The sequence below is a fragment of the Myxococcales bacterium genome (assembly GCA_012513515.1).
Taxonomy (GTDB): Bacteria; UBA10199; UBA10199; order 2-02-FULL-44-16; family JAAZCA01; genus JAAZCA01.
In genome coordinates this window covers 55,629-76,812 of record JAAZCA010000005.1, presented here as the reverse complement: position 1 = coordinate 76,812, position 21,184 = coordinate 55,629, and the positions used below count along the sequence as shown (strand labels likewise).

The 21,184-nt window shown below is 49.4% G+C and carries 27 protein-coding genes; 21 read left to right on the top strand and 6 right to left on the bottom strand.

Annotated elements, in window-relative coordinates; all coding sequences use genetic code 11:
* Position 1 precedes the first annotated feature (1 nt).
* The 6 genes from ruvB to GX659_01135 all read right to left on the bottom strand — a co-directional run bounded on the left by ruvB (position 2) and on the right by GX659_01135 (position 5,725).
* Positions 2–1,033 (bottom strand): Holliday junction branch migration DNA helicase RuvB, encoded by a 1,032-nt coding sequence (gene ruvB / locus GX659_01160; GenBank protein NLD27399.1) that lies wholly within the window; start codon positions 1,031–1,033, stop codon positions 2–4.
* Positions 1,030–1,623 (bottom strand): Holliday junction branch migration protein RuvA, encoded by a 594-nt coding sequence (gene ruvA, locus GX659_01155; GenBank protein ID NLD27398.1) that lies wholly within the window; start codon positions 1,621–1,623, stop codon positions 1,030–1,032. The genes ruvB and ruvA overlap by 4 nt, the downstream gene beginning before the upstream one ends.
* Complete coding sequence (ruvC, locus tag GX659_01150; protein NLD27397.1) at positions 1,620–2,135, bottom strand: crossover junction endodeoxyribonuclease RuvC; 516 nt, start codon at positions 2,133–2,135, stop codon at positions 1,620–1,622. Before ruvC ends, ruvA begins: the two co-directional genes overlap by 4 nt.
* A gap of 15 nt (positions 2,136–2,150) precedes the next feature.
* Positions 2,151–2,894, bottom strand: a complete 744-nt coding sequence (locus tag GX659_01145) for a YebC/PmpR family DNA-binding transcriptional regulator (protein ID NLD27396.1) — start codon at positions 2,892–2,894, stop codon at positions 2,151–2,153.
* 108 nt (positions 2,895–3,002) lie between these two features.
* On the bottom strand, positions 3,003–4,061 hold the full coding sequence (locus tag GX659_01140; protein ID NLD27395.1) for a type IV pilus twitching motility protein PilT: 1,059 nt from the start codon (positions 4,059–4,061) through the stop codon (positions 3,003–3,005).
* A 2-nt stretch (positions 4,062–4,063) separates the two neighbouring features.
* A complete protein-coding gene (locus tag GX659_01135; GenBank protein NLD27394.1) occupies positions 4,064–5,725 on the bottom strand; it encodes a hypothetical protein in 1,662 nt (553 codons plus the stop codon).
* A 114-nt stretch (positions 5,726–5,839) separates the two neighbouring features.
* On the opposite strand from GX659_01135, the gene GX659_01130 reads away from it, so the two are divergent.
* The 21 genes from GX659_01130 to GX659_01030 all read left to right on the top strand — a co-directional run bounded on the left by GX659_01130 (position 5,840) and on the right by GX659_01030 (position 21,182).
* The gene (locus GX659_01130) at positions 5,840–6,019 is read left to right on the top strand and encodes a hypothetical protein (protein NLD27393.1); all 180 of its coding nucleotides are present in this window, start codon (positions 5,840–5,842) and stop codon (positions 6,017–6,019) included.
* A complete protein-coding gene (locus tag GX659_01125; GenBank protein ID NLD27392.1) occupies positions 6,016–7,533 on the top strand; it encodes a type II/IV secretion system protein in 1,518 nt (505 codons plus the stop codon). The genes GX659_01130 and GX659_01125 overlap by 4 nt, the downstream gene beginning before the upstream one ends.
* Before the next feature lies 1 nt (position 7,534).
* Positions 7,535–8,758, top strand: a complete 1,224-nt coding sequence (locus GX659_01120) for a type II secretion system F family protein (protein ID NLD27391.1) — start codon at positions 7,535–7,537, stop codon at positions 8,756–8,758.
* A gap of 11 nt (positions 8,759–8,769) precedes the next feature.
* Entirely contained in the window at positions 8,770–9,135 is a 366-nt protein-coding gene (locus GX659_01115; protein NLD27390.1) for a hypothetical protein, read from the top strand.
* Positions 9,136–9,170: 35 nt separating this feature from the next.
* Positions 9,171–9,533: a hypothetical protein gene (locus GX659_01110; GenBank protein NLD27389.1), complete on the top strand. Its 363-nt coding sequence runs from the start codon at positions 9,171–9,173 to the stop codon at positions 9,531–9,533.
* A 120-nt stretch (positions 9,534–9,653) separates the two neighbouring features.
* Entirely contained in the window at positions 9,654–10,037 is a 384-nt protein-coding gene (locus GX659_01105; protein NLD27388.1) for a type II secretion system protein, read from the top strand.
* A 114-nt stretch (positions 10,038–10,151) separates the two neighbouring features.
* Positions 10,152–10,655 (top strand): hypothetical protein, encoded by a 504-nt coding sequence (locus GX659_01100; GenBank protein NLD27387.1) that lies wholly within the window; start codon positions 10,152–10,154, stop codon positions 10,653–10,655.
* Positions 10,652–11,062, top strand: a complete 411-nt coding sequence (locus GX659_01095) for a prepilin-type N-terminal cleavage/methylation domain-containing protein (protein NLD27386.1) — start codon at positions 10,652–10,654, stop codon at positions 11,060–11,062. Before GX659_01100 ends, GX659_01095 begins: the two co-directional genes overlap by 4 nt.
* A 7-nt stretch (positions 11,063–11,069) precedes the next feature.
* Positions 11,070–11,594: a hypothetical protein gene (locus tag GX659_01090; protein ID NLD27385.1), complete on the top strand. Its 525-nt coding sequence runs from the start codon at positions 11,070–11,072 to the stop codon at positions 11,592–11,594.
* 13 nt (positions 11,595–11,607) lie between these two features.
* Positions 11,608–12,309, top strand: a complete 702-nt coding sequence (locus tag GX659_01085; protein NLD27384.1) for a hypothetical protein — start codon at positions 11,608–11,610, stop codon at positions 12,307–12,309.
* Between the two features lie 15 nt (positions 12,310–12,324).
* Positions 12,325–12,792: a prepilin-type N-terminal cleavage/methylation domain-containing protein gene (locus GX659_01080; protein NLD27383.1), complete on the top strand. Its 468-nt coding sequence runs from the start codon at positions 12,325–12,327 to the stop codon at positions 12,790–12,792.
* Between the two features lie 66 nt (positions 12,793–12,858).
* Complete coding sequence (locus tag GX659_01075) at positions 12,859–13,320, top strand: type II secretion system protein (GenBank protein ID NLD27382.1); 462 nt, start codon at positions 12,859–12,861, stop codon at positions 13,318–13,320.
* 16 nt (positions 13,321–13,336) lie between these two features.
* The gene (locus tag GX659_01070) at positions 13,337–13,846 is read left to right on the top strand and encodes a type II secretion system protein (protein NLD27381.1); all 510 of its coding nucleotides are present in this window, start codon (positions 13,337–13,339) and stop codon (positions 13,844–13,846) included.
* On the top strand, positions 13,824–15,335 hold the full coding sequence (locus tag GX659_01065) for a hypothetical protein (protein ID NLD27380.1): 1,512 nt from the start codon (positions 13,824–13,826) through the stop codon (positions 15,333–15,335). Before GX659_01070 ends, GX659_01065 begins: the two co-directional genes overlap by 23 nt.
* Before the next feature lie 99 nt (positions 15,336–15,434).
* On the top strand, positions 15,435–16,289 hold the full coding sequence (locus GX659_01060; GenBank protein NLD27379.1) for an AAA family ATPase: 855 nt from the start codon (positions 15,435–15,437) through the stop codon (positions 16,287–16,289).
* A gap of 14 nt (positions 16,290–16,303) precedes the next feature.
* Positions 16,304–17,020, top strand: a complete 717-nt coding sequence (locus tag GX659_01055) for a tetratricopeptide repeat protein (protein NLD27378.1) — start codon at positions 16,304–16,306, stop codon at positions 17,018–17,020.
* A complete protein-coding gene (locus tag GX659_01050; GenBank protein ID NLD27377.1) occupies positions 17,020–18,126 on the top strand; it encodes a pilus assembly protein PilM in 1,107 nt (368 codons plus the stop codon). Before GX659_01055 ends, GX659_01050 begins: the two co-directional genes overlap by 1 nt.
* 6 nt (positions 18,127–18,132) lie before the next feature.
* Complete coding sequence (locus GX659_01045) at positions 18,133–18,702, top strand: hypothetical protein (protein ID NLD27376.1); 570 nt, start codon at positions 18,133–18,135, stop codon at positions 18,700–18,702.
* A gap of 3 nt (positions 18,703–18,705) precedes the next feature.
* Positions 18,706–19,293: a type 4a pilus biogenesis protein PilO gene (gene pilO / locus GX659_01040; GenBank protein NLD27375.1), complete on the top strand. Its 588-nt coding sequence runs from the start codon at positions 18,706–18,708 to the stop codon at positions 19,291–19,293.
* A gap of 16 nt (positions 19,294–19,309) precedes the next feature.
* Positions 19,310–19,687, top strand: a complete 378-nt coding sequence (locus GX659_01035) for a hypothetical protein (protein NLD27374.1) — start codon at positions 19,310–19,312, stop codon at positions 19,685–19,687.
* A 1-nt stretch (position 19,688) separates the two neighbouring features.
* A complete protein-coding gene (locus tag GX659_01030) occupies positions 19,689–21,182 on the top strand; it encodes a hypothetical protein (protein NLD27373.1) in 1,494 nt (497 codons plus the stop codon).
* The last annotated feature ends 2 nt before the right edge of the window (positions 21,183–21,184 follow it).

The following is a 21,184-nucleotide window of genomic DNA, read 5'->3' as shown; positions in this document are numbered from 1 at the left end:
GCTAGAAGAGAGGCTTTTGTTTGGAGTCTCCAAATGGCAGCCCTAAGTGGTCGTAAGCAAGCTTAGTCGCCGTTCTCCCCCGCGGAGTTCTGTTGAGGTAGCCACACTGTATCAGATATGGCTCGTAGACATCCTCGATGGTATCCTTCTCCTCGTTGATCGCAGAAGATATTGTGTCTATCCCAACCGGTCCGCCTGAAAATTTTTCGATGATAGTCTTCAGGATTCTTCTGTCCATATCGTCGAATCCCTTTTCGTCGACATCCAACATCTGGAGTGCGTCCGATGCCACGGAGAGATCGATGTAGCCGTGAGCTTTTATCTGGGCAAAGTCGCGGACTCTTCGCAGGAGTCTGTTTGCGATTCTGGGTGTGCCGCGGGACCTCTTGGCTATTTCGAAAGCGCCGTAGGGATCTATCTCGACTCCCAGTATCTTCGCCGATCGTACCACTATGTACTGTAGGTCCTGCGGGGGATAGAAATCCAGGTGGGCGCTTACGCCAAAACGATCCCGAAGCGGGGAGGTTAGAAGCCCGGAGCGAGTGGTTGCCCCAACGAGTGTGAATCTCGGCAAGTCCAACTTGATGGTCTTTGCTGATGGACCCTGTCCGACCAGGATGTCCAACTTGAAATCCTCCATAGCCGGGTATAGCACCTCTTCGACGACATTGTTGAGGCGGTGAATTTCATCAATGAACAAAACATCGTGATCTTTCAGGTTTGTCAGTATGGCGGCGAGATCTCCCGTTCTCTCTATCACGGGTCCGGAAGTCGTGGTGATATCGACTCCGAGCTCATTTGCGATGATATTTGCCATCGTCGTCTTTCCAAGCCCGGGAGGGCCTGAGAAAAGGACATGGTCGAGATGTTCTCCTCGTTTCTTGGCGGCCTCTATGAAAAGCGAAAGGCGGTCCTTGAGTTTTTGCTGTCCAATGTATTCTGTGAGATTATGCGGCCGAAGGCTGAGATCTGTTTTTTTATCTTCTTCGAAGATATCGATCGCGCTTAAAATATTTTCTCCTCTTTCCTTCATACGCGGTTTAACTCCTGGAGCGCCTTTCTTATGGCATCTTCGATGCGCATCTTGTCGATGTCGGCGATGGCGAAAATTACGCGCTCCGCTTCAGGCCTCCTGTAGCCGAGATTCACCAATGCCGATATGGCATCCTCCTTTATGCTTGAGGGATGTTCACCGGCAGCGCTTGATACGCTGGCCAGATCTTTGCCGATGCGATCTCTAAGTTCGATAACTATCCGCGCGGCAGTTTTTTTACCTATGCCGGGTATGGATGATAGCCTGGCGCTGTCGCCTGATTCTATAGCTCTGGTAAGGGCGTGAGGGGGAAGGCCGGAAAGTATGGACATAGCAAGCTTGGGGCCTATTCCCGATATTGAAATCAACCTCTGGAAAATAAGTTTTTCATCGCTGGTAAAAAATCCAAAGAGCTGGAGCTGGTCCTCTCTCACATATGTATGTATTGCGAGCGATACTTTTTCATTTATCTCGGGAAGGGTGCTGTAGGTCGAAAGCGATGTGTGAACATTGTAGCCGACCCCTCCGACATCCACCGTGCAGTGGTTCGGACTCTTTTGGACGAGAATTCCTGTTAGCATGGATATCATCTTTTAACGGTCCCCTTTTTTAGGGCGCTTTTGAGTTTACTGTTATAGCTCTCCGCATTACAGTGGCATATGGCTACAGCGAGGGCGTCGGAGGCATCTTCGAATGCCACTTCTGGGAGTGATAACATTACTTTCACCATCCGCTGAATTTGATCCTTGGTTGCATTGCCGGTTCCAACGACCGCCTGTTTAACCTCTCGGGGCGAATATTCTGTGACTTCGACTCCGGCTATCGAAGCCGCCAGCATCGCTGTCCCTCTGGCGTGCCCCAGAATCAGCGAGCTTTTAACATTTTTCGCGACGAAGATGTTTTCTATCGCGACGGCATCGGGTCTATGATCCTCTATCAGTTTTTGCAGACCCCGATAAATTTGCTTAAGCCTCTCTGCAAAGGGGAGTGAGGGGGATGGCGAAATCCCGCCGTTGTCTACATGATGAACTTTGCCTTGAGATATTTCCACTATGCCATATCCAGTTGTCCTGCTTCCCGGATCTATCCCTAGGACGCGCATCGGCATTCTCTCTGGTTATGCGAATTGTTCCATCGTCTCCGCATCTATATCGAAATTGGCGTACACGTTTTGGACATCATCATGGTCTTCGAGATCATCCATGAGCTTCAGCATCTTTTCCGCATCGCCGCCTTCCAGTTTGACAGTGTTCTGCGGAATCATGCTGATTTCCGCTTCTATAAATGCGAGGTTTTTGGAGGTGCAGGCCGCTTTGACTTTGTCGAAGACTGAAGGGGAGGTGATCACGGTAAGCGTGTTTTCATCATCTTTTATGTCCTCGGCGCCGGCTTCAAGGGCAGTCTCCATCAGAGCTTCCTCGCCTACCGACATATCAAAGGTGAGCACTCCCTGTTTGTTGAACATCCAACCCACGCATCCAGCCTCGCCGAGATTTCCACCCCGCTTCGAAAATATGTGCCTGAGCTCCGCGACCGTCCTGTTTCTGTTGTCGGTCATCGTTTCAACAAGTACGGCGACTCCGCCTGGGCCATAACCTTCAAAGGTGACTTCCTCATAGCTGACGCCTTCGAGTTCACCAGTACCTCGTTTGATTGCCCTTGTAATGTTATCGTTGGGCATATTGGCAGTACGCGCCTTGTCGAGTACCGTGCGAAGCCTTGGGTTGCTATTTGGATCACCGCCCCCGACCCGTGCGGCGACAGAGATTTCTTTAATGAGCTTTGAGAAGATTTTGCCTCTTTTCGCATCGGCAGCCCCTTTTTTATGTTTGATTGTAGACCATTTATTGTGACCTGACATACAACTCCCCCTGTGGATAGCAGAAACTATGTCCTTGAGTCCGCGCGAACATATCAAAAGTCCCTCTTAAATGTAAAGCAGAATAGGCTTTGCAAGGGGGGCAGCCGGTCAGAGCATATAACTGTTGAAGTCCTCAACGTTTATAGCCGCTCGGCGCGCCTCATCGTGATCCACAATTCCGGCTTTTACAAGTTTGGCCAGCGATTGATCCATCATCACCATGTCACTGTGCTGTTGTCCCATCTGCATCTGTGCTGCGATCTGGTGGGTTTTCCCTTCTCTGATGAGATTTCTTATTCCTGAGTTCGGCAACAGAATTTCCATGGCCAAGGTTCTCCCCCCGCCGATTTTGGGTAGAAGCTGCTGTGAGACGACGCCTTCGAGCATGAATGAAAGCTGAGTTCTTACCTGGTTCTGGTGGTGCGGCGGGAAAACATCGATGATCCTGTCCACCGATTGAACGGCGGAATTGGTGTGCAGCGTCGCAAAGACCAAGTGGCCGGTTTCAGCGACCGTTATGGCGCTCTGAATGGTTTCCAAATCGCGCATCTCGCCGATCAAAACTACATCGGGGTCCTGCCTCAGTATGTATCGCAAGGCTTGGCTGAAGCCGTGGGCATCGCGTCCTATTTCCCTCTGATTGATAAGGGACTTTTTCTGCGTGAATAGGTATTCGATCGGATCCTCTATGGTTATTATATGTTCATGGCTGTTTTGATTTATCTGTTCAAGCATAGAGGCCAGTGTCGTGGATTTTCCGCTTCCAGTCTGACCGGTTACGAGCACCAGCCCTCTCGGCTTGTTTATCAGATTCAGCACAGAGGCGGGAATGCCGAGGGTATCTGGGGTGGGAATTTGGAGCGGTATCGGCCTGAAGGCTGCGCAGACGGTATCGAGCGCCCAGAATATGTTCGCCCTGAACCTGGAGTGCCCCTCTATTTGAAACGATAGATCTATCGATCTCTCGGTTTCGAAATGCATGACCTGTTCCTGGTTCAGGCATTCATAACAAAGCTCCTTCGCCTGTTCCGGAGATAGCGGAGAGTCGCCGATCGGTGTCAGCTTTCCGTCTATCCTCACCTGAGGCGGGAGGCCGGTGTTTATGTGGAGGTCGCTGCCTTTTTTTTCTATGGTGTGGATAAGAAGGTCTCTTAATGTTAATGTCATCGTCATTTCCCCCTGTTGTTTTCGGGTACAATATCAGAATCGCCGATATCTTTCATATCTTTTTTTACTTTGATCTCGCCTATGCGTTTCATCTCTTCTACCAGAGGATGTTCCGGAATCCAGAGGCGTTCTATTTTCTCACGATATTCAGGCTTGTCTTTCAGATATACGAACCCATGGCTTGTCGCATAGACCAGCTTCCAATCCGGCCTCGTCGATATGTAGCGGTGCATGTGTCGCATGCTCCAAGCCTGATAGGCGTTGAATACCATATAGTCGATACCATATTTTTTGAGCAGAGCCTCTAGGTTTCTGGGGTTTTGGATGATGTCCATGTATTCGAGATAGAACTCATCTCCGTAGACAGGAGTCCTTCCATCTATGAATACCAATTCTTTCGGCCATCGCCGGAAGATGAGATATCCTCCCAGGCCCATCTCGTTGAACATCCTGCCATGTATCCCCTCGCGTTCCAAAAAGTCGGCTGTTCCGGAAGGAAAGTTGCTGACGATCCCTAGACCCAGTTCTCCGGCTGTTCCTCCGCGTATTGTCGCTGGGATGCCGTCGCGAACGGCTATGAGTGAAATTACCGAAACTATCAGGACGCTTCCCCATCTTCTCAGGTTTTCAGCCCCGGCGGTGACCCTGAATTTGCCGGCTAGCGTCCTAAAGTTGAGGAATATTATGGGGGTCATCATTATTGCGTAGTCAGCGGTAAACCTTCTTCCCTTGAGCACCATCATAGATGCGATCACCCATATTCCGAGGTGTGAAAGGCGGGCGCTTCTTCTGTTGACTACGAATGATAAGGGTGTGAGCAGGAGCAGTATTCGGAATAATATCTGAGAAAATACGCCGTCTAGCCTTGGATCGAGTACGGGAATCCATTCCTGAGTGAACGAGAGTATCGCTTTCATTTGAAAGTGGGATGTCGAAAATGTGTATGTCTCTGTGCCGAACGGGTTGATGATCGCAGCGACCGTGCTGGTGATCCCGACTAGCCACAACTTGCGGATGATGTCAGGAGAGGAGGGTGATTGGGCTCCCCATTTCGTCTTGATGGCGATCAGACGCTGCAAGCTTTCCCCTGCGGCGAAGGCCAGTATGAGGGATGGTCCTATCATTCCTCCTGCGTGTACATTGACCCAGAGGATGGTTAAGAATGGAAGTTCAAAAAGAGAGCCCTTGTCTTTTGTTACGTACGAATGAAGACGGAAAAGGAAATAAGCGGTTAGCATTAGTCCTATAAGAAATGGGCGCATCATCACCCTGTCGGCCACCGATAGCGTTGTCAGTGCTGTGCCGAACATCGCTGCGATCTTCGATTCAGTAGTCCGGAGAAATGTCGAGTACAGGAATATCGACATCGCCGCTACTATGCCGAACTGCAGAAGTGTTAGGGAGGAAAGTCCTATCTTAGAATAGAGCAGCCACGCCATGACCTGAAAGAGCCATTCATGGTTTACCCATGGATTTCCCATGGCCGTGTAGGAAAATATATCATTTAAGGGGATCTGCCTCGTGCTGAAAATTATCTCGCCGGTTTTGAGGTGCCACCATATGTCGTAGCCGGAGATCTTGGTAAATCCTGCGGCCACAATTAGCCCGAGGAGGGCCATGAACAAGATCATTCCGGAAGGGGCTCTTTCTTTGAAGTATGACATAGCGACCTGTATATCAGAGTCCTAAATAAAAGGATAGTCCGCTGCGCAGGGCTTCAATAAGTTGACCTTGCCTATATCTGTTTGGTAATATGCCGCCCGTTTCGTGGGGGCTCCATGTCAAAGAATACCTTTAAAATTCTTGATAACCTTGGGCAGGAGCTCGTTGAGGCCGGCCTGATAAGCGCCGATCAGCTGGCCGTCGTTCAGGAGACTCAAAAAACCTTGGCGGAAACCTCGGTCACATACTTATTCGCAAGGGTTTTCTCGACCGCGAACAGATATTTGAATTTTTGAGCAAACGCCTCAACATTCCCTTTGTCGCCCTCGGTGACTATACGATCGATTCCGATGCGGTGAAGCTCGTTCCGATGAGCCTTGCCAAGAAATATCATTTCATGCCGATGTTCAAAATAGAGGATACGCTAACCATCGCTATGGCCGATCCCCTCGATGTCTTTGCGCTCGATGACGTCAGGGCGGCGCTCAACTGCCGCATTCAGCCGATGCTTGCAGCTCAGGATGAGATCGATCAACTCATAGCTGAGAATTATCGGGCTATGGATGGAACCGGCGAGGGGAAGGATGAAATTGAAATAATTCAATACGGTTCCGAGTCCGTTGAAGACATGGCCGAGCAGCTCAAGGAAATGGCGTCGGGTTCTCAGGTGATAGCCGAGGTCAACAGGCTTTTGGCGACCGCGGCGAAGGAAGGGGCCAGCGACATCCATATCGAGCCAGCGGAGAAAACACTTAAAATCAGGAACAGAGTTGACGGCGTTCTTGAGGAGAGGCTCATTCTTAAAAAACAGCTTCACCTTCCGATAATCACCAGAATCAAGATCATAGGTGGAATGGATATCGCCGAGAGGCGCATTCCACAGGATGGAAGAGTGAGAGCGAGGATGAGCGGCAAAAACCTCGACATGAGGGTGTCTACTTATCCTACGATGTACGGTGAGAAAGTTGTGATCAGGCTGCTTACGAAGGAACAATCGCTGGGAGTGGACTCTCTGGGTTTTGACGACCTGCAGAAACAGACCTTCGAAAATATAATATCCCGCCCTTACGGAATCTTCCTCGTGACAGGCCCCACCGGATCAGGAAAGACCACGACTCTCTATGCGGCTCTTCAGCGTCTTAATTCACAGGACAGAAATATAGTCTCCATCGAAGATCCGATAGAAAATGAAATCCCGGGGGTCAATCAGGCGCAGGTAAATGTGAAAGCCGGCATGACATTCGGTTCTGCGATGAAATCTATTTTGAGGCAGGACCCGGACATAATAATGTTGGGCGAGGTTAGGGATCAGGAGACGGCCGATATGGCTGTTCGAGCTGCAATCACCGGGCATCTCGTTTTTTCGACCATCCATACGAATACCGCTTTGGGCGCCGTTTCAAGGCTTGAGGATCTCGGCGTTGAAAAATTTATGATAGCATCGGCTCTAGTCGGGGTTATGTCTCAGAGGCTCGTCAGAAAAATATGTTCCAAGTGCAAGTCTCCGGTTGAGCCCGATCCGGTGAAGATGTCTGCACTTTCAATTCCCGATGGTACGAAATTATTCAGAGGGCGCGGATGCAAATTCTGCAGGATGAGTGGTTATTCGGGAAGGATAGGGCTATTCAAAGTTGTCGATATGGATATGCAGCTGAGGCAACTCGTCATGAGCGGTGCCAATGAGGCGGAGCTTGATTCTTACGTTACGTCGAGAGGGATCAAGGATATGCGGCAACAGGGGGTCCAGCGAATCATCGACGGAATCACCACCGTTGAAGAGGTTTTGAGAGTCACAGGAGAGGATAGCTGATATGCCGACATTCATATACAAGGCTCGCGACAAAGATGGAGTTCTGATCTCTGGCGAGATCGAGGCGGTTTCTTCAGTGGAGCTTAAGGAGGGACTTTTTAGGGAAGGGATGGTCCCCATCTCGGTCAAGGAGGTCTCCAAGACTTTTTTTTCACTGAAGATGTTTACGGATCTTTTTAACAAGGTCAGGCAGGAAGATATAATGATCTTCACTCGCCAGTTCTATACGCTTTTCAAAGCGGGAGTTAGCATTGATACCATTTTGGATACGATGATCAAACAAATCCGCGCCAGAACCCTTCGCAACGCCCTGATAAGGGTGCGTTCAGACATAGGTTCCGGATCAACTCTTGCACAGGCATTCGGAAGACATCCTCAGATATTCAACGAACTCTACGTTTCAATGCTGGCCGCAGGCGAGGAGGCTGGAATACTGGAAGAAGTTCTCAGCAAACTCTCAGCCCTTCTTTCAAAGGATTATGAGATTAAGAAAAATGTTAAGGGTGCTACCCTGTATCCCAAAATAGTAATATTCTTTCTTGTCGTTGCCGTCGCCACCCTGATGACACTGGTCGTTCCGAGATTTGTCGAGTTCTATGGTAGGTACGACGCCGAGCTTCCGCTTCCGACAAAGCTTCTGATAGGAATCAGCAACTTCATGAGAAATTATTGGTATCTCGTCCTCGGTGCCGCCATGGCCGGTTTTGTCGCCTTCAGAAGGTTCTATACCACCAAGGTCGGACGTTTTAAGATGGATGCCCTGAGGCTAAAGATGCCAGTGTTTGGTCCACTCAACCTGAAGGTTGCCAACTCCAGGTTTGGGCATATTTTGGCGGCCCTTTACCACAGCGGACTGGCGATGCCTCGCAGTCTCGAGGTCGTCGCCAACGTTATAGACAATGCGGCCTTCGGTTTGGAAATTTTGAAGGTGAGGGACGATATCAAAAGAGGCACGACTTTATCCGAAGCTATGTCGCGGCAGACCTATTTTCCTCCGGTCATGATTGAAACTGCGGCCGTCGCGGAAAGGGCGGGCGCCCTCGATGAGATGCTTTCCACCGTAGCCGAGCATTTTGATCTGGAAGTCGATCATACGATAAAAAATCTCACGACGCTTCTGGAGCCGATACTTTTAGTTGGCATTTTTGCGTTTGTCGCGCTTTTAGCGCTGGCAATTTTCCTTCCCATATGGAATATGTCTTCCGTGGTCGGTGGGATGCACTGATAGGGGGAGAGATGAAAAAGAAAAGATCCACTTTTGAGGTCGTACTTATCTCGGTCGTAGTGATGTTGAGTCTGGTTCTTGGGGCCGGAATATACGCCGGCAGGGCGACAGTTCAAAAGAGAAGGCTGCTGATACAGGAGCTTTCGATGCTTCGCTCTGCAATATCGCTTTATGCGGTTATAAACAAACAGCTTCCGCCCGACCTGGTTGAACTCGAAAAAAGTAAGTATACCACTGAAAATTCAACCAAGCCTTATCTGGAATATCTGTATGATGATGATGCGGATATGCTGCGAGATCCATTTGGCAACCCATATCAATACGATCCAGTTTCGGGATGGGTCAGGTCTACAACTGAGGGGTACACTCGCTGGTGATAGTAAAAATTGAGCATATCTAGGAGGTTATATATATGAAGAGAAATTCTGAAAGAATTGCGCTGATCGTTGTTGCGCTGCTGACTGTTGCGATTATGAGCATAACGATATATTTCGAACGCCAGCTGAGCAATCAAAAGGCGATGTTCTACCAGTTGCAGGCCCTCCGGACATCGATCAACCTATTCAAGGCGGTCAATGGCAGAAACCCCGAGGATCTCGCCGAGATGATATCCAGCGAATACAAGTTCCCTGGTGAGGATATCCCGAGGCGCTTTTTTCATAATCTGACGCTGAATAAGGCCGGAGCGATCATAGACCCATTTGAGACGCCATATCAGTATGATAAGGTCACAGGGTGGGTTAGGAGCGCATCTGCCGGTTATGAATACTGGTGATCTAACTTTTTGTAATTATTGGTCAATATCGGCTAGACAATTTTTGCGGATGGGACTATAATCTCGAAAGTTAGCATTGAATAATATAATAAGTGCCATTTAAACAAGGGGGAGGATTTTATGAGTCGCAAAGGGTTTACGTTGATTGAGTTGATTCTGGTTATCACGATATTGGGCATATTGGCAATTTCCGCCCTCCCGAGATTCCTCGATCTCTCTACTTCGGCTGAACAGGCTTCGATGCAGGGTGTTGTCGGCGCGGTCCGCTCAGGGATAGCTCTTTACAGGGCTAATGACATGGTTACAAACGGCGGTTCTGGTTCATATCCAGCAACGTTGGATAGCAATGCAAACGGTGCGTGCGTGACATGCTTTGATACCATTCTTTCGAACGGGGTCAATGATACGAGTTGGACCAAGGCATCTGCGACTTCCTATTCCTTCAACGATGGTACGGCTGTTACGACCTTTACGTATAACATTACGGACGGCACGTTCCAGTGAGCTTTGGTTGATGGGCGAGCGTTGTCAGTCGCTTGCGCTGTGCACTGTTTTGAGATTTAAAAGGGAGGTCGAGGTTTCTAGCGCTCGGCTTCCCTTTTTTTCTTGAGGTGAAAGATGCGTTCGAGCGGTTTCACAATGATAGAGCTGGTTCTGGTCATGGGGATGCTGGTAGTGATTGCGGCCCTCTTCATCTCCTACACCGGTGACATAGGCAACGTTTCGGTTGACTCACTTTCCAGAAAAATTCAATCGGATATACGCTTTGCTCAGCAGATGGCGACTTCAAAAGGATCTCCTCATGGTGTTAAGTTTACGCAGGGGGGAGGGTATACCGTCTACGATGGGATTCCATCCAATCCTGCTATAGATCCATTCGAAAAGAATTTGATGGTGGAAAATGTCAGCGACTTCGGGAGCATCGCACTGGCGAATAACTTTCAAGTCGAGTTCAATAAACTTGGAAAGCCTACTATGGGAGGCGGAGGTAATATAGAAGTGCTGGCCGACAGCGGCGCCAGACGCAGAATATACGTGATAGAAAATACCGGGGCGGTGCTCATCGATATACTCGACTATGGAACCAGCTGCAGCTGCAGGATGTGTGTGGAGGATAGATGAAGTTATGCCGCAGGGGTTTTACCTTGATCGAGCTTCTTTTGACCGTGGTCATTATCTCGGTCGGCATGGTGGGCATCATGGCCCTTTTTGAAAACGCCACCCGTGGAGCGATACAGATAGACTTGAATGTTATTGCGTCGAATCTTGCGCGTGAAAAATTAGAGAGAATAATACTTGCTAAGGTTACCTCGGGGTATGGATCCATCACATCGAACGCCTATCCGAACGAAACATTTACAGGTGATTTAAGCGTTTACACGAGGAGCACAAACATAGCCGAAGTTGCATCGTCCGATTTGATTACGCCGGAACCCTCTTCAGGATATAAGAGGGTTACAGTTACAGTTGTATGGGGACAGGCTGCAAATCAGAGGGTATCGATTCCTACCATAATCTCCAATTACTGAGGTAAGAATGAGAAGGCTGCTTTCCAAAAGGGCGTTTACCTTCATCGAGACGGTGCTCACCGTCGTCGTTGTGGGGGTGATTGCCGGCGTTGCCGCTAAAGTTCTCACCTCGGGTCTCGACGTGTACTCGCTGATAGTCAACAGGCATGATGCGTCGCAGACCGCAAGGCTCGCAATGGAGAGGATGGTCGATGAGATTCTGATGATAGATTCAGACGAAATAACATGGATGGCGGATAACAAATTTGGCTTTCGCGACGTCGATGGAGTTTCAACCAATTTTAAAAGCTACACGGCGAGCAAAAAAGGATTGAGTGTTCCGTGCATATATCGTGACGAAGATTTCCTGGCTGGGAACGTTGTTTATTTAGATTTCGATTATTTGAAGTCTGATGGTACCAGAACGATATGGGCGCATCTCGTGCGCCTTATCAATATAGATTTTACCGTTGAGGCGCCGGCAGGTGCCGGCAGCATACATCTTAGGACGAACGTTTTCCCGAGGTCGTTTATGTACAGCAATTTTGAGTAGGAGATATTTTCCGATGAAGTTTGTGAACGACAAGGGCGTTTCAATAATCGGCACTCTTTTTACGCTGATCATTCTCGGTGTCTTGGGGGCGGCGCTTGTAGCGCTCGTTTCAATGGACCAGGAGTCGAGGATGAAGAGCATAAAACGCGAATACGCTTTTTATGCCGTTCAGGCGGCATTTGAATATGCTTTGAGGGAAATAAAAGAGGGAGGCTATCCAATAGTCAACAATAAGGTCCTAGGCCAAGCAAAGTTTACAACCGGTATTGCTCCGCTTCAACGAAAGATCACAGCTGTAGGTGTTGCCTCCGATGTTCAGCGCACGCACTCGATCACCACCGATTTGCTCGCGGGGGATTGCGCAGAGATAGATATTTCCGGAGCTGTCGTTGGCGGTTCTTCGGGTAATGAGCTGCAGAACGTTGTTATCGACAAAACATGCTTAAATGCAATCAATATAGATAAGATGACCTTTTCCATTTCTCCAAATCTGGGGGAGACTGTAAGGGGAATCAGGATAGACGGCATCGATGTCTATGATGATATGTCCGGGATATCTTCCGGTTCTCCGATCGACATCCTGGATTACAGAATTACTGGCTCGGCGGTAGTTAATTTTATCAAATTTTCCTCTGGCATTTCAGGTAAGACGATAGACATATCTGTCACCTTTACGGATTCCAGCGCTAAGAGCAGATCTGTCACTCTGCCATAGTTTTTGGGGGCGGTTATGAAGTTCGGATCCAAACACAAGGGGTGCGGGGGTTTTACTATAGTCGAGCTCGTTGCGGTCATGGTTCTTTTGGGGATCATGGCGGTAGCGGCCGTAGTAGCCTTCGATGTTCCAGCCGCCGATCTCGATGCGATAGCCAGGAAGCTCCAGTCCAACATTCAATTGGCGCAGGATTTTGCCATGACTCATGGTTCCACCTACGGTTTTCGCGCGATAGACTCCGCGAATTATGAGATATTCGAAGGGATTCCAGGATCTCCCGCAAAAGATCCTCTGGGTTCCGGCAGCTTGCTGATCGACATTTCACCCGTCGTTTTTGTCGGCTCTCCTCCGACCATAACCTTTAATTCAGTGGGAGTTCCGGATATCGCTTCCGATTCTACTATAGTCCTCACCCAGTCAGGCGTAACGAAGGTGATAACGGTGAGATCCGAGACCGGATTTGTCACGACCTCTTCTCCATGAAGAAAAATTATGCGGCTATCTCGCTTGCCGGTACGGGAAAATGAAAGAATGAAAAAAGGATCTCGTATGAATTTTAGGAACGCAAAAGGTTTTTCTCTCCTGGAATCGGTATTGATAATGGTCGTGGTCGGCATAGCATTTTTCGGATTTGGATATTTATTCGGCAACCTTACGCAAGAGGCTTTAAAGGCCGACCTAACGGTAGTTGCGGTAAAGCTCTCCAGGGAGAAAATGGAAGAGATCGTGCAGGCCAAGGCCGATGGCGGATCATCTGGATATGCGTCAGTCGTGTCGCAGGGTGCATCATCGGTGAATTCCGGTTCGTGGCAGTTTTCACGTTCGGTAAATGTAAATTACGTGAATCCGTCTGATATGTCCCAGTCTGTGATAGACACGGGTTATAAAAAAGTTCAGGTCACTACATCCTGGGGAGGAAGTGCGGGGGAGGCGGTGACCCTTACAACGCTTGTGACAGATATGGTTCCATCTGAGGTTTCAGGGGGCGGGGGATTTTCCCCTTGTCCATGAAGTTGGAGAGCTTTTTGTGAAAATCAAATCGCGCAAAGGATTTACGCTGGTCGAGATATTGCTGACTATGATCATCATAGCCGCGATCTCTCTCGTAATGGGGAGAATTTTAATTTCTGGAATGGATTCGTTCAGCCTTGTTACGGAGAGGCGTGAAGCTCTGCAGGGGGCGAGGCTTGCTGTAAATATCATGAGCAATGAACTCAGGGGAATAGCCAACCCGGCAGCTGATATCTCTTCGATATCATCCAGCAGTATCACTTTTAAAAATGCGCTCGGCAATCAGGTCGCTTACCAAATTTCAGGTGTGGACCTTTTGAGAAATGGAAAACAGCTTGCCTCGGATTTGGCGCCGGGCAGCGGATTCTCATACTATACCTCTGGCGGCGTTTCAACATCGAATCCTACTAAGGTTTACAGGATAGGGATTTCTGTCAAAGTCAGTTCATCTGCGCACGGAGTGGTTGAGACTTCCAGCGGCATATACCTGAGGAACAGATATTATGTCTCATTTTCCAAAAATTAAATTTTCGAAATTAGGGTCAAACTCCGGCGTCGCTATCGTGGCGGTCTTTATCATCATAGCCATCCTGTCTCTGATGGGAGGGGTCGTCACCCACATGGTTGCAACAGGATCCATTGCAAGGACCAATGACCTCGTCTCCGAACAGTCATTTGATCTTGTTCATGCGGGGATGGAGTACGCCTTAAAGAGGCTCGATGACGGAATAAATCCGGATGGCGACGTGCGTTATCTTGGTTCCGGTCGTTTTACGGTAGCATACGACGATGCCACGGGTAAACTGACCAGCACCGCGGATGTCAGCGCTATGTTCGGGAGTTCCAATCCGAGTTTTTCGATTCAGGGTCCAATCTCCGGCGGCAATATGTCGGACTGCCTGCAGGTTGATATCTCAGGGGCTGCGATGAACACGATTTGGTGGCCCTATGAAATAGTCGGTGCTGTTCTCAAAAACACCTGCTCCAATAGCATAACGATCGCCTCTATGACTGTGAGCTGGACTCCGCTCAGCGGAGATAATACAGTTATAATTGCACTTGGCGGCACAAGTGTTTATCAGAATTATTCCCCTGGCGCACCCCCCGGCACGCCAATCGACATAACGGATTACACGATAAATTCCTGTTCCTCTGTTCCTCAGACCAGAATACGGTTCAGCACCGAGCTGCCGACGCAAAATTTCAACGTCCTGTACACGATGAGCGATGGTTCTTCGAAAAATGTATTCTACCAGTTTCACGCCGATAACGAGGCTGCATGCCTCGAGGCGGATCTCTCGGCGGCATATCCTGGTTTCACAAATAATACCCGCATTATAGGAGGAACGCTCACTAACGCCTGTTCTCCACCGACCTCCATAGGGATAAAGGCGATGCGCCTTTCCTGGCTTCCGGCGGCACCTATCATAACGATGAGCAATATTTTTATAAATGGAGCTTGGAGATGGTTCGGAATCGCTCCCAGCGGGACTCTGGCAAATTTTTTCAACCCACTTCTATTCTCTCCAGGTCAGAGTTTCCCACAGAACTACATAACCTTTAATGACAGCATAGTGGGAAGAAACTTTTCGGTGACCTACATCATGAGGGACAACAGCGAACTCACCGTTCCGGTGAATTTCTATGCGCAGGATATGGCATCCTGCCTTTCGGTACATACCTCTGGAATGAGGGTCAGCGACAAAGGTCTCATAGGGCAGAGCTGGGTAAATACCTGTCCGGCCGGAATCGTTATCGACAGAATAAGGACCAAATGGACCGGTCTTCCGGGGCAGCGCCGACTCACAGGCATAGTGGTAAACGGGGTTACTATCTGGAATCAGACCACGAACAATGACGTCGATGCGGATGTCACCGATGTCTATATCGGGGGGGGGTCAACCGCGACGGTGGACCGCTATCAGTTCAACAATCCCCCAAATAACGGCTGTTTTACGCATACATTTACCATGTTCGACGGAACCAGCCTGACCGCCCCGACCTATTGCCCGTAGTAGCTGTGCAGATCTGTAGGTAATCCCCTGAATTCATTACAATTTTCTTTGCAAAAAGGATGAAAAAAGTATAGACTGCCGCTGTCAAAGGGAGGGTCTATGTATTTGAATTTCTTTGGTTTATCCGATAAGCCCTTTTCGATAACCCCGGATATCCAATATCTTTTCATGGGCAAACAGTACGAGCAGGCTCTTGATACGATCATCTACGGCATAAACAACCGCAACGGTTTTTCCATGTTGACCGGGGAGGTCGGTACCGGAAAGACCTTGATGTCCCGTGTTTTGATGGCGCGCCTGGATCCATCCATGGCCACGGCGCTTTTGATAAATCCGCTTCTTTCTGTGGAAGAGCTTTTGAAGTCGATCACGAAGGACTTCGGCCTCAATATCCGCTACAACTCGCCTCAGAAACAGATCGAAGGGCTTAACAACTTTCTACTGAAGATGCATGCAGAGGGGAGAAATGCCCTCGTCGTCATCGACGAAGCGCAAAATCTTTCCATTGAGGCGCTTGAGATGATCAGAATGCTGACCAACCTCGAGACTGCTTCGACGAAACTTCTGCAGATACTTTTAGTCGGTCAGCCTGAACTTCTCAAAAAACTGAAGACGCACGAGCTTAGACAGCTCGATCAGAGAATCACAACGAGGTTTCATCTTACGGCGCTGACGCAGACCGAGATGATGCGTTATATAAATCACAGGATCTCCATCGCCGGCGGAGGAGGAAAGCTCTTCTTTGAGCCGGCGTCGTACAAGCTGATCCACAAAGAGACGAAGGGGTATCCGCGCCTAATCAACATAGTTTGCGACAAGGCGCTGATGTCGGCATATGTGAAGGGACAGTACATAGTTGCAAGGGATGATGTGAAGACGGCTCTCATCGACTGGCGGGGCAGGGAGCGCGTCTCGCCGTGGGCGATGATCAAAAGACTTGTAATGTCCGCTTAATTTTGGGGGAGCAGATGTCTCTGATTCATGAAGCGTTGAAGAAGGCGCAGGAAGCCCAGAAGGATTCTATCGGTTCCGGCGTTTCGAGTATCGAGGGGGCCGCCGAATTATCGAAGAACCGCTTTTCTAAGAGGACGGTAGTTCTAGCCATTCTGCTTGCCATCTCGGTTGGGATATTCGCCTATCTGCGCCTTAAACCGAAACCCGGCGATGTTGCTGCAGTTGCGCCGAGGCAGCCGACTACCGAAGCTCAACAGCCTCAGGAATCCGATGTCGCTCTTCTCAAGAAAAGGTCGATCGAATCATACAGGAACGGTGACTACAACGCGGCTTGGAGCAATCTTTCAGCTGCGCTGAATCTGCAGAAAGGCGACCCGGAGATTTGGAATAACCTGGGCATGGTCGAGAAGAAACGCGGCAACGATGAAAAGGCCAGGGAATATTATATGCAAGCGATAGAACTCAAAGCCGACTACATGGAGGCACTCAACAATGTTGCAGTTCTTGATATGCAGTTGGGTAACAACACCTCTGCAATCGATTATTTTACAAAGGCCTTGAAAGTTTCCCCCGCGTATCCTGAGGCAAACTTTAACTTGGCGTTCCTATACGATGTGCGTGGCGACAAGGCTAAGGCCGCGGAATACTACAAAAGGTTTTTGAGCGTAGGCGGGAATTTCCCAGGAAATGTAATTGATTCCGTACGCAGTCGGCTGATGGATCTCGAATAGTGAAAAAATTGAACTACAAAGATATTGTGAAGAAGGCGCGGGCTCTCTTGCATAAAAAACCTGAGAGGCTTGGGATTCACCTCGAGGGGAGCGAGGCCCGCATCGTCCGGCTGGCAAAGAGCCCCCAGGGAGTTTTCAAACTGGAGGCCTTTGAGAGGGTGGCCTTCAATCTCGCGCAGCCAACCATCGAGCAACAGAGAGACTTCGTCAGAGCTGTGGCGAGGGTCGGCGGCGGCTTGCAGAAGGTGGCCGTCAACGTCGAGGATCCCAGCCTTAAAATCCGGAGGATGGTATTCCCGAAGATGCCCGACGGCGACGTCAGGGAGGCCATCAGATGGAATTTCAGAGAAAACATAGAGGTGCCGATAGAGGAATATGTCGTCGGCTTCAGCCCGCTACAGGAAATTCCTGAAGAGGGGAAGATTGCGGTCATGGCATTTGGTGTTTCCCGAAAAGCCATAGCGAACTATGCTGAGAGGGTAAAAGCGCTCGGGTTGAAGCTCGTGTCGCTCGAACCGGCTGCTACAGCCATCCTTGCAGCCTTCACCCTCAACGGTGTTTTGAATGACGACAAATATCATGTCTGTGTCGTGTATGGTGAAAGCATATCAATTTTCACTGTGATGAAGGGGAGCGAGCTTCTTTTTTCGCGCCCGCTTCCAAATATGTGTCAGGGCACCTTGAAGAAGAACCTCGTCCGCGACGTCGGAGTTCCGGAGACTAAGATCGAGGAGATGTTGGCGCTTTGGATTAAACAGTCTCCGTCCGATTCCTCTTCAGAAGAATGGGCCAAGGTCGCCGAGGGGGATTTCAATTCGAGGTTCATGGCATCGATGACTCATTTCTACAGCAACTTCGTAATAGAGATTCAGAGATCCATTGATGCATTTTGTATCCAGTACGATGTTGAACAGGTTGATCTTATACATGTTTGCGACATCGGCGTGCGCTACCCGGGGCTTGTAAGGCATATCGAGAGGACGCTTGGGCATAAGGCCAAGGCCTGCAATCCATTTGTAGCCCTCTGTCCGCCGGATATTCTACAGGGCTCTATCTTGGATGAGGCCCCATCCTATGTAGCTGCTGTTGGCTTGGCTTTGCCGTGAGGGAAAATGGCTGATATAGACACATTGCACCGGATGAATTTTTTGGCTCAGAGCCGGAAGGGTTTTACCTACAAGACGATGCTCATCGCTTTGGGAGGATGGTGCGTTTTTTTGCTTTTGATGCACGGGCTTCAGTTTGCCAGATACTACTACTTGGGCCGCTCCCTCGCCAGTGCGAAGGAGAAGGCGATGTTGATAGAGGCCGAAAAGGAAGAGAACCTCTCCAGGATTCAGAAGGTTAGCCGAAGAAACATAGGAATTTCGGCCAAGGAGGATCTTTCTTCTATGGTTCAGAATAGACCGAGATGGTCAGCAGTTTTAAATGCTCTCACCAGGAGCCTTCCTCCTAAGGTTTGGCTGGACTCTGTAAACGTCGTAAAGGACGCCGATGGCAACAATATGCTCAGGATCAACGGCCATGCCAAGACGCAGAGCAGCCTCAGATCGATGATACTTCAGCTGGAGTCCCATGAGATGTTCACTGGGACATCGCTGATAAGTTCGAATCTCTCTCCGGACGGGAGCGGAAACATAAGATATGAAATAGACACTTATCCAACCAGGGTGGATTACTGAACCATGCTAGCAAAAAAAATAAATTTGAACGATGAGCCGAACCTCAGGGAGAAAATAATATTCCTTGCTGCACTCGTTGTGATTTTGGTCATCTTTCTGGAAACCATGTGGCAGCCGACTTCAGCTAAGAACAGAGCGATGAAGTATGATCTCGCCGGGCAGATGCAGCAGATAGATGCGACCAGAAAGTTGATCGATGCGACCAGAAGCCAGTTGGAAACGATAACTGCCGAACCCGAGGTGCCGAGCAACACGGATCCGTATGTGAAAAAAATCCTCGAGAGAAAGGTCGTGGACTTCACGGAAGAACTCAACTCCACCGCCGATATGATCGCGAATAGAAAAATTGCCGGCAAAGCCAAGATCATCAAGGTTGAAATAGGGGCAAGAAAAGACGAGAAAAATTTCAGCTCTGTTCCTATCACTGTCGAAATGGAAGGGAAATATACGGCTATCAGGGACTACTTGAGAACCATAGAAAGCCTCGGGCGTCCGCTACTCGTCAAATCTTTTGCGATGCGTTCGGAAGGGGAAAAGGAGACGGTTCTAAAGGTCACTCTGGATACCGTGCTGCTTATTCCGAAAGTATAGCCTTATGGAGATCTTAATGAAGATAAATAAAATGTATCTTTCCATCGCGCTCTTCTTGGCAGTATTGGCAATTGGAGGGGTTGCCTTTTCCCAGTCGCTTTCCGATTTTCAGTGGGAAGAGTTCAGCAGCAGCGTATCGGAAGGATCGGCCCAAACCAATGTCGATCCGTTCTCAAGCGGAACATCTTCAGCGGAGGATCTCTCTATCGAGGAACTTCAGTTAAGCGGGATAGTCTATCGCGATGATGAGGACGCATACGCCCTGATAAGCGGATATCTGGTGAAACCTGGCGATAGGATAGCCGGTTATAGAGTCGATCTCATTGAAAGGGAGAAGGTGAGGCTGAGAAGGGTTGATGATGTATTTATCCTGAGTATAGGTGGGGGGATATAAAATGAGAAGACACATTTTTACTGTTGTTCTCTCAGTTGCCCTGATGGGGATTTTGGGACTCTTGCCTGCGCACGCAGCCATGCCGGAAGTTGACACGGGTAGTATAAGCAGGGTTTCTACTGAGAACTTTTTCGGAATTACAAATAATCAGAGATACGATGTCTCTTTTCGTCAGGCGTCGCTGCGTGAGGTTATTCAGTTTCTCTCCTGGGTTGCCGACATCAACATTATCATTCCTGAAGGCATAGAAGGAGTTGTCAATGTCAGTTTCAGGAACATCAGAATAGCAGACGCGCTAAATGCAGTAATCCGTGCCAACAACCTCGAATATGCAGTCGAGGGCAAGGTCGTGAGGATCGGCAAAGATGACCAGTTCAAGGAATCCGGCGAGGATCTAAAAACTGAAACTTTCAGGCTCCGCTATGCGCCTGCCCCGGATATGCTGGAAAAGGTTCAGAAATTGCTTTCTTCGCGCGGCTCCGTGGTAGCCGATGCTAGGACCAACTCACTGATTATCAAGGAGCTGATCTCCAACTTCGACAACATTCGAAGGTTCATCGGGGATGTCGATATACGCGATGCCCAAGTCCTCATCGAATCGAAGATTTTGGAAGCTACCAGAAGCTTCGGCCAACAGCTGGGCATTCAGTGGGGCGCTTCCAGGGGAGGGGATGGCTCGGCATTCCGATTTGGAGGAGTGGAATCGGTAGGTCAGGCTGATTCGCAGCGAAATCTGAATGTCGATCTGCCTGTAGCGAATCCTACGAGCGGGCTCATGATAGGCTCGCTTTTCAAGAAGACGCAACTGGACATTCAGATACTAGCCGCCGAGCAAAGGGGCGACATCTATGTTATCTCTGATCCGTCGGTTGTCACTTCCAACGGTCAGGCCGCCAATATCCGCAGCGGTGCAACTCTGCTAGTTCAGGGGAGCGGTACGGTCAACATAGGCACTTCCGGAGGCGGGGGTACGTCGACTGGAACGAGCGGGCTTGACGAGATCAAAACCGGCGTCGAACTCACCGTTACGCCACAGATTACGGTGGATGATTATGTGAAGTTGAACATCGAGGCCATCACATCGACGCCGGATTTTAGAAGGTCGATTCAGGGCGTCCCGATAATCGTCGATAACACCGCAACCACAACGGTCCTTGTTAAGGACGGAGAGACCACGGTCATAGGTGGGCTTTCGCGATATCACGATACGCTGACTAGGAGGAGGGTGCCCTATCTGCATAAGATTCCAGTGCTGGGCAATCTTTTCAAGTCAAAGGATAAGGAGACCGAGAACACAGAACTCATGGTTTTCATAAGACCGACGATAATACGAGTTCATGGAACGGACCCCGCGCAGATGAGGATCAGAGAGGTTGAACGCCTCAGGGAAGATTTCTACCTGGAACCCATAATCAATCCTGAAAAGCAGGACGAGGCTAGGGTGAAGAAGGCAGCAGCCGTTACGAAGCGCAAGGGTAACAAGTTTGTAAGATGATA

Bases quoted from the DNA above. Each gene is read 5' to 3' on its own strand.
- ruvB (NLD27399.1), bottom strand. From the start codon at position 1,033: ATGAAGGAAAGAGGAGAAAATATTTTAAGCGCGATCGATATCTTCGAA.
- ruvA (NLD27398.1), bottom strand. From the start codon at position 1,623: ATGATATCCATGCTAACAGGAATTCTCGTCCAAAAGAGTCCGAACCAC.
- ruvC (NLD27397.1), bottom strand. From the start codon at position 2,135: ATGCGCGTCCTAGGGATAGATCCGGGAAGCAGGACAACTGGATATGGC.
- GX659_01145 (NLD27396.1), bottom strand. From the start codon at position 2,894: ATGTCAGGTCACAATAAATGGTCTACAATCAAACATAAAAAAGGGGCT.
- GX659_01140 (NLD27395.1), bottom strand. From the start codon at position 4,061: ATGACATTAACATTAAGAGACCTTCTTATCCACACCATAGAAAAAAAA.
- GX659_01135 (NLD27394.1), bottom strand. From the start codon at position 5,725: ATGTCATACTTCAAAGAAAGAGCCCCTTCCGGAATGATCTTGTTCATG.
- GX659_01130 (NLD27393.1), top strand. From the start codon at position 5,840: ATGTCAAAGAATACCTTTAAAATTCTTGATAACCTTGGGCAGGAGCTC.
- GX659_01120 (NLD27391.1), top strand. From the start codon at position 7,535: ATGCCGACATTCATATACAAGGCTCGCGACAAAGATGGAGTTCTGATC.
- GX659_01115 (NLD27390.1), top strand. From the start codon at position 8,770: ATGAAAAAGAAAAGATCCACTTTTGAGGTCGTACTTATCTCGGTCGTA.
- GX659_01110 (NLD27389.1), top strand. From the start codon at position 9,171: ATGAAGAGAAATTCTGAAAGAATTGCGCTGATCGTTGTTGCGCTGCTG.
- GX659_01105 (NLD27388.1), top strand. From the start codon at position 9,654: ATGAGTCGCAAAGGGTTTACGTTGATTGAGTTGATTCTGGTTATCACG.
- GX659_01100 (NLD27387.1), top strand. From the start codon at position 10,152: ATGCGTTCGAGCGGTTTCACAATGATAGAGCTGGTTCTGGTCATGGGG.
- GX659_01095 (NLD27386.1), top strand. From the start codon at position 10,652: ATGAAGTTATGCCGCAGGGGTTTTACCTTGATCGAGCTTCTTTTGACC.
- GX659_01090 (NLD27385.1), top strand. From the start codon at position 11,070: ATGAGAAGGCTGCTTTCCAAAAGGGCGTTTACCTTCATCGAGACGGTG.
- GX659_01085 (NLD27384.1), top strand. From the start codon at position 11,608: ATGAAGTTTGTGAACGACAAGGGCGTTTCAATAATCGGCACTCTTTTT.
- GX659_01080 (NLD27383.1), top strand. From the start codon at position 12,325: ATGAAGTTCGGATCCAAACACAAGGGGTGCGGGGGTTTTACTATAGTC.
- GX659_01075 (NLD27382.1), top strand. From the start codon at position 12,859: ATGAATTTTAGGAACGCAAAAGGTTTTTCTCTCCTGGAATCGGTATTG.
- GX659_01065 (NLD27380.1), top strand. From the start codon at position 13,824: ATGTCTCATTTTCCAAAAATTAAATTTTCGAAATTAGGGTCAAACTCC.
- GX659_01060 (NLD27379.1), top strand. From the start codon at position 15,435: ATGTATTTGAATTTCTTTGGTTTATCCGATAAGCCCTTTTCGATAACC.
- GX659_01055 (NLD27378.1), top strand. From the start codon at position 16,304: ATGTCTCTGATTCATGAAGCGTTGAAGAAGGCGCAGGAAGCCCAGAAG.
- GX659_01045 (NLD27376.1), top strand. From the start codon at position 18,133: ATGGCTGATATAGACACATTGCACCGGATGAATTTTTTGGCTCAGAGC.
- pilO (NLD27375.1), top strand. From the start codon at position 18,706: ATGCTAGCAAAAAAAATAAATTTGAACGATGAGCCGAACCTCAGGGAG.
- GX659_01035 (NLD27374.1), top strand. From the start codon at position 19,310: ATGAAGATAAATAAAATGTATCTTTCCATCGCGCTCTTCTTGGCAGTA.
- GX659_01030 (NLD27373.1), top strand. From the start codon at position 19,689: ATGAGAAGACACATTTTTACTGTTGTTCTCTCAGTTGCCCTGATGGGG.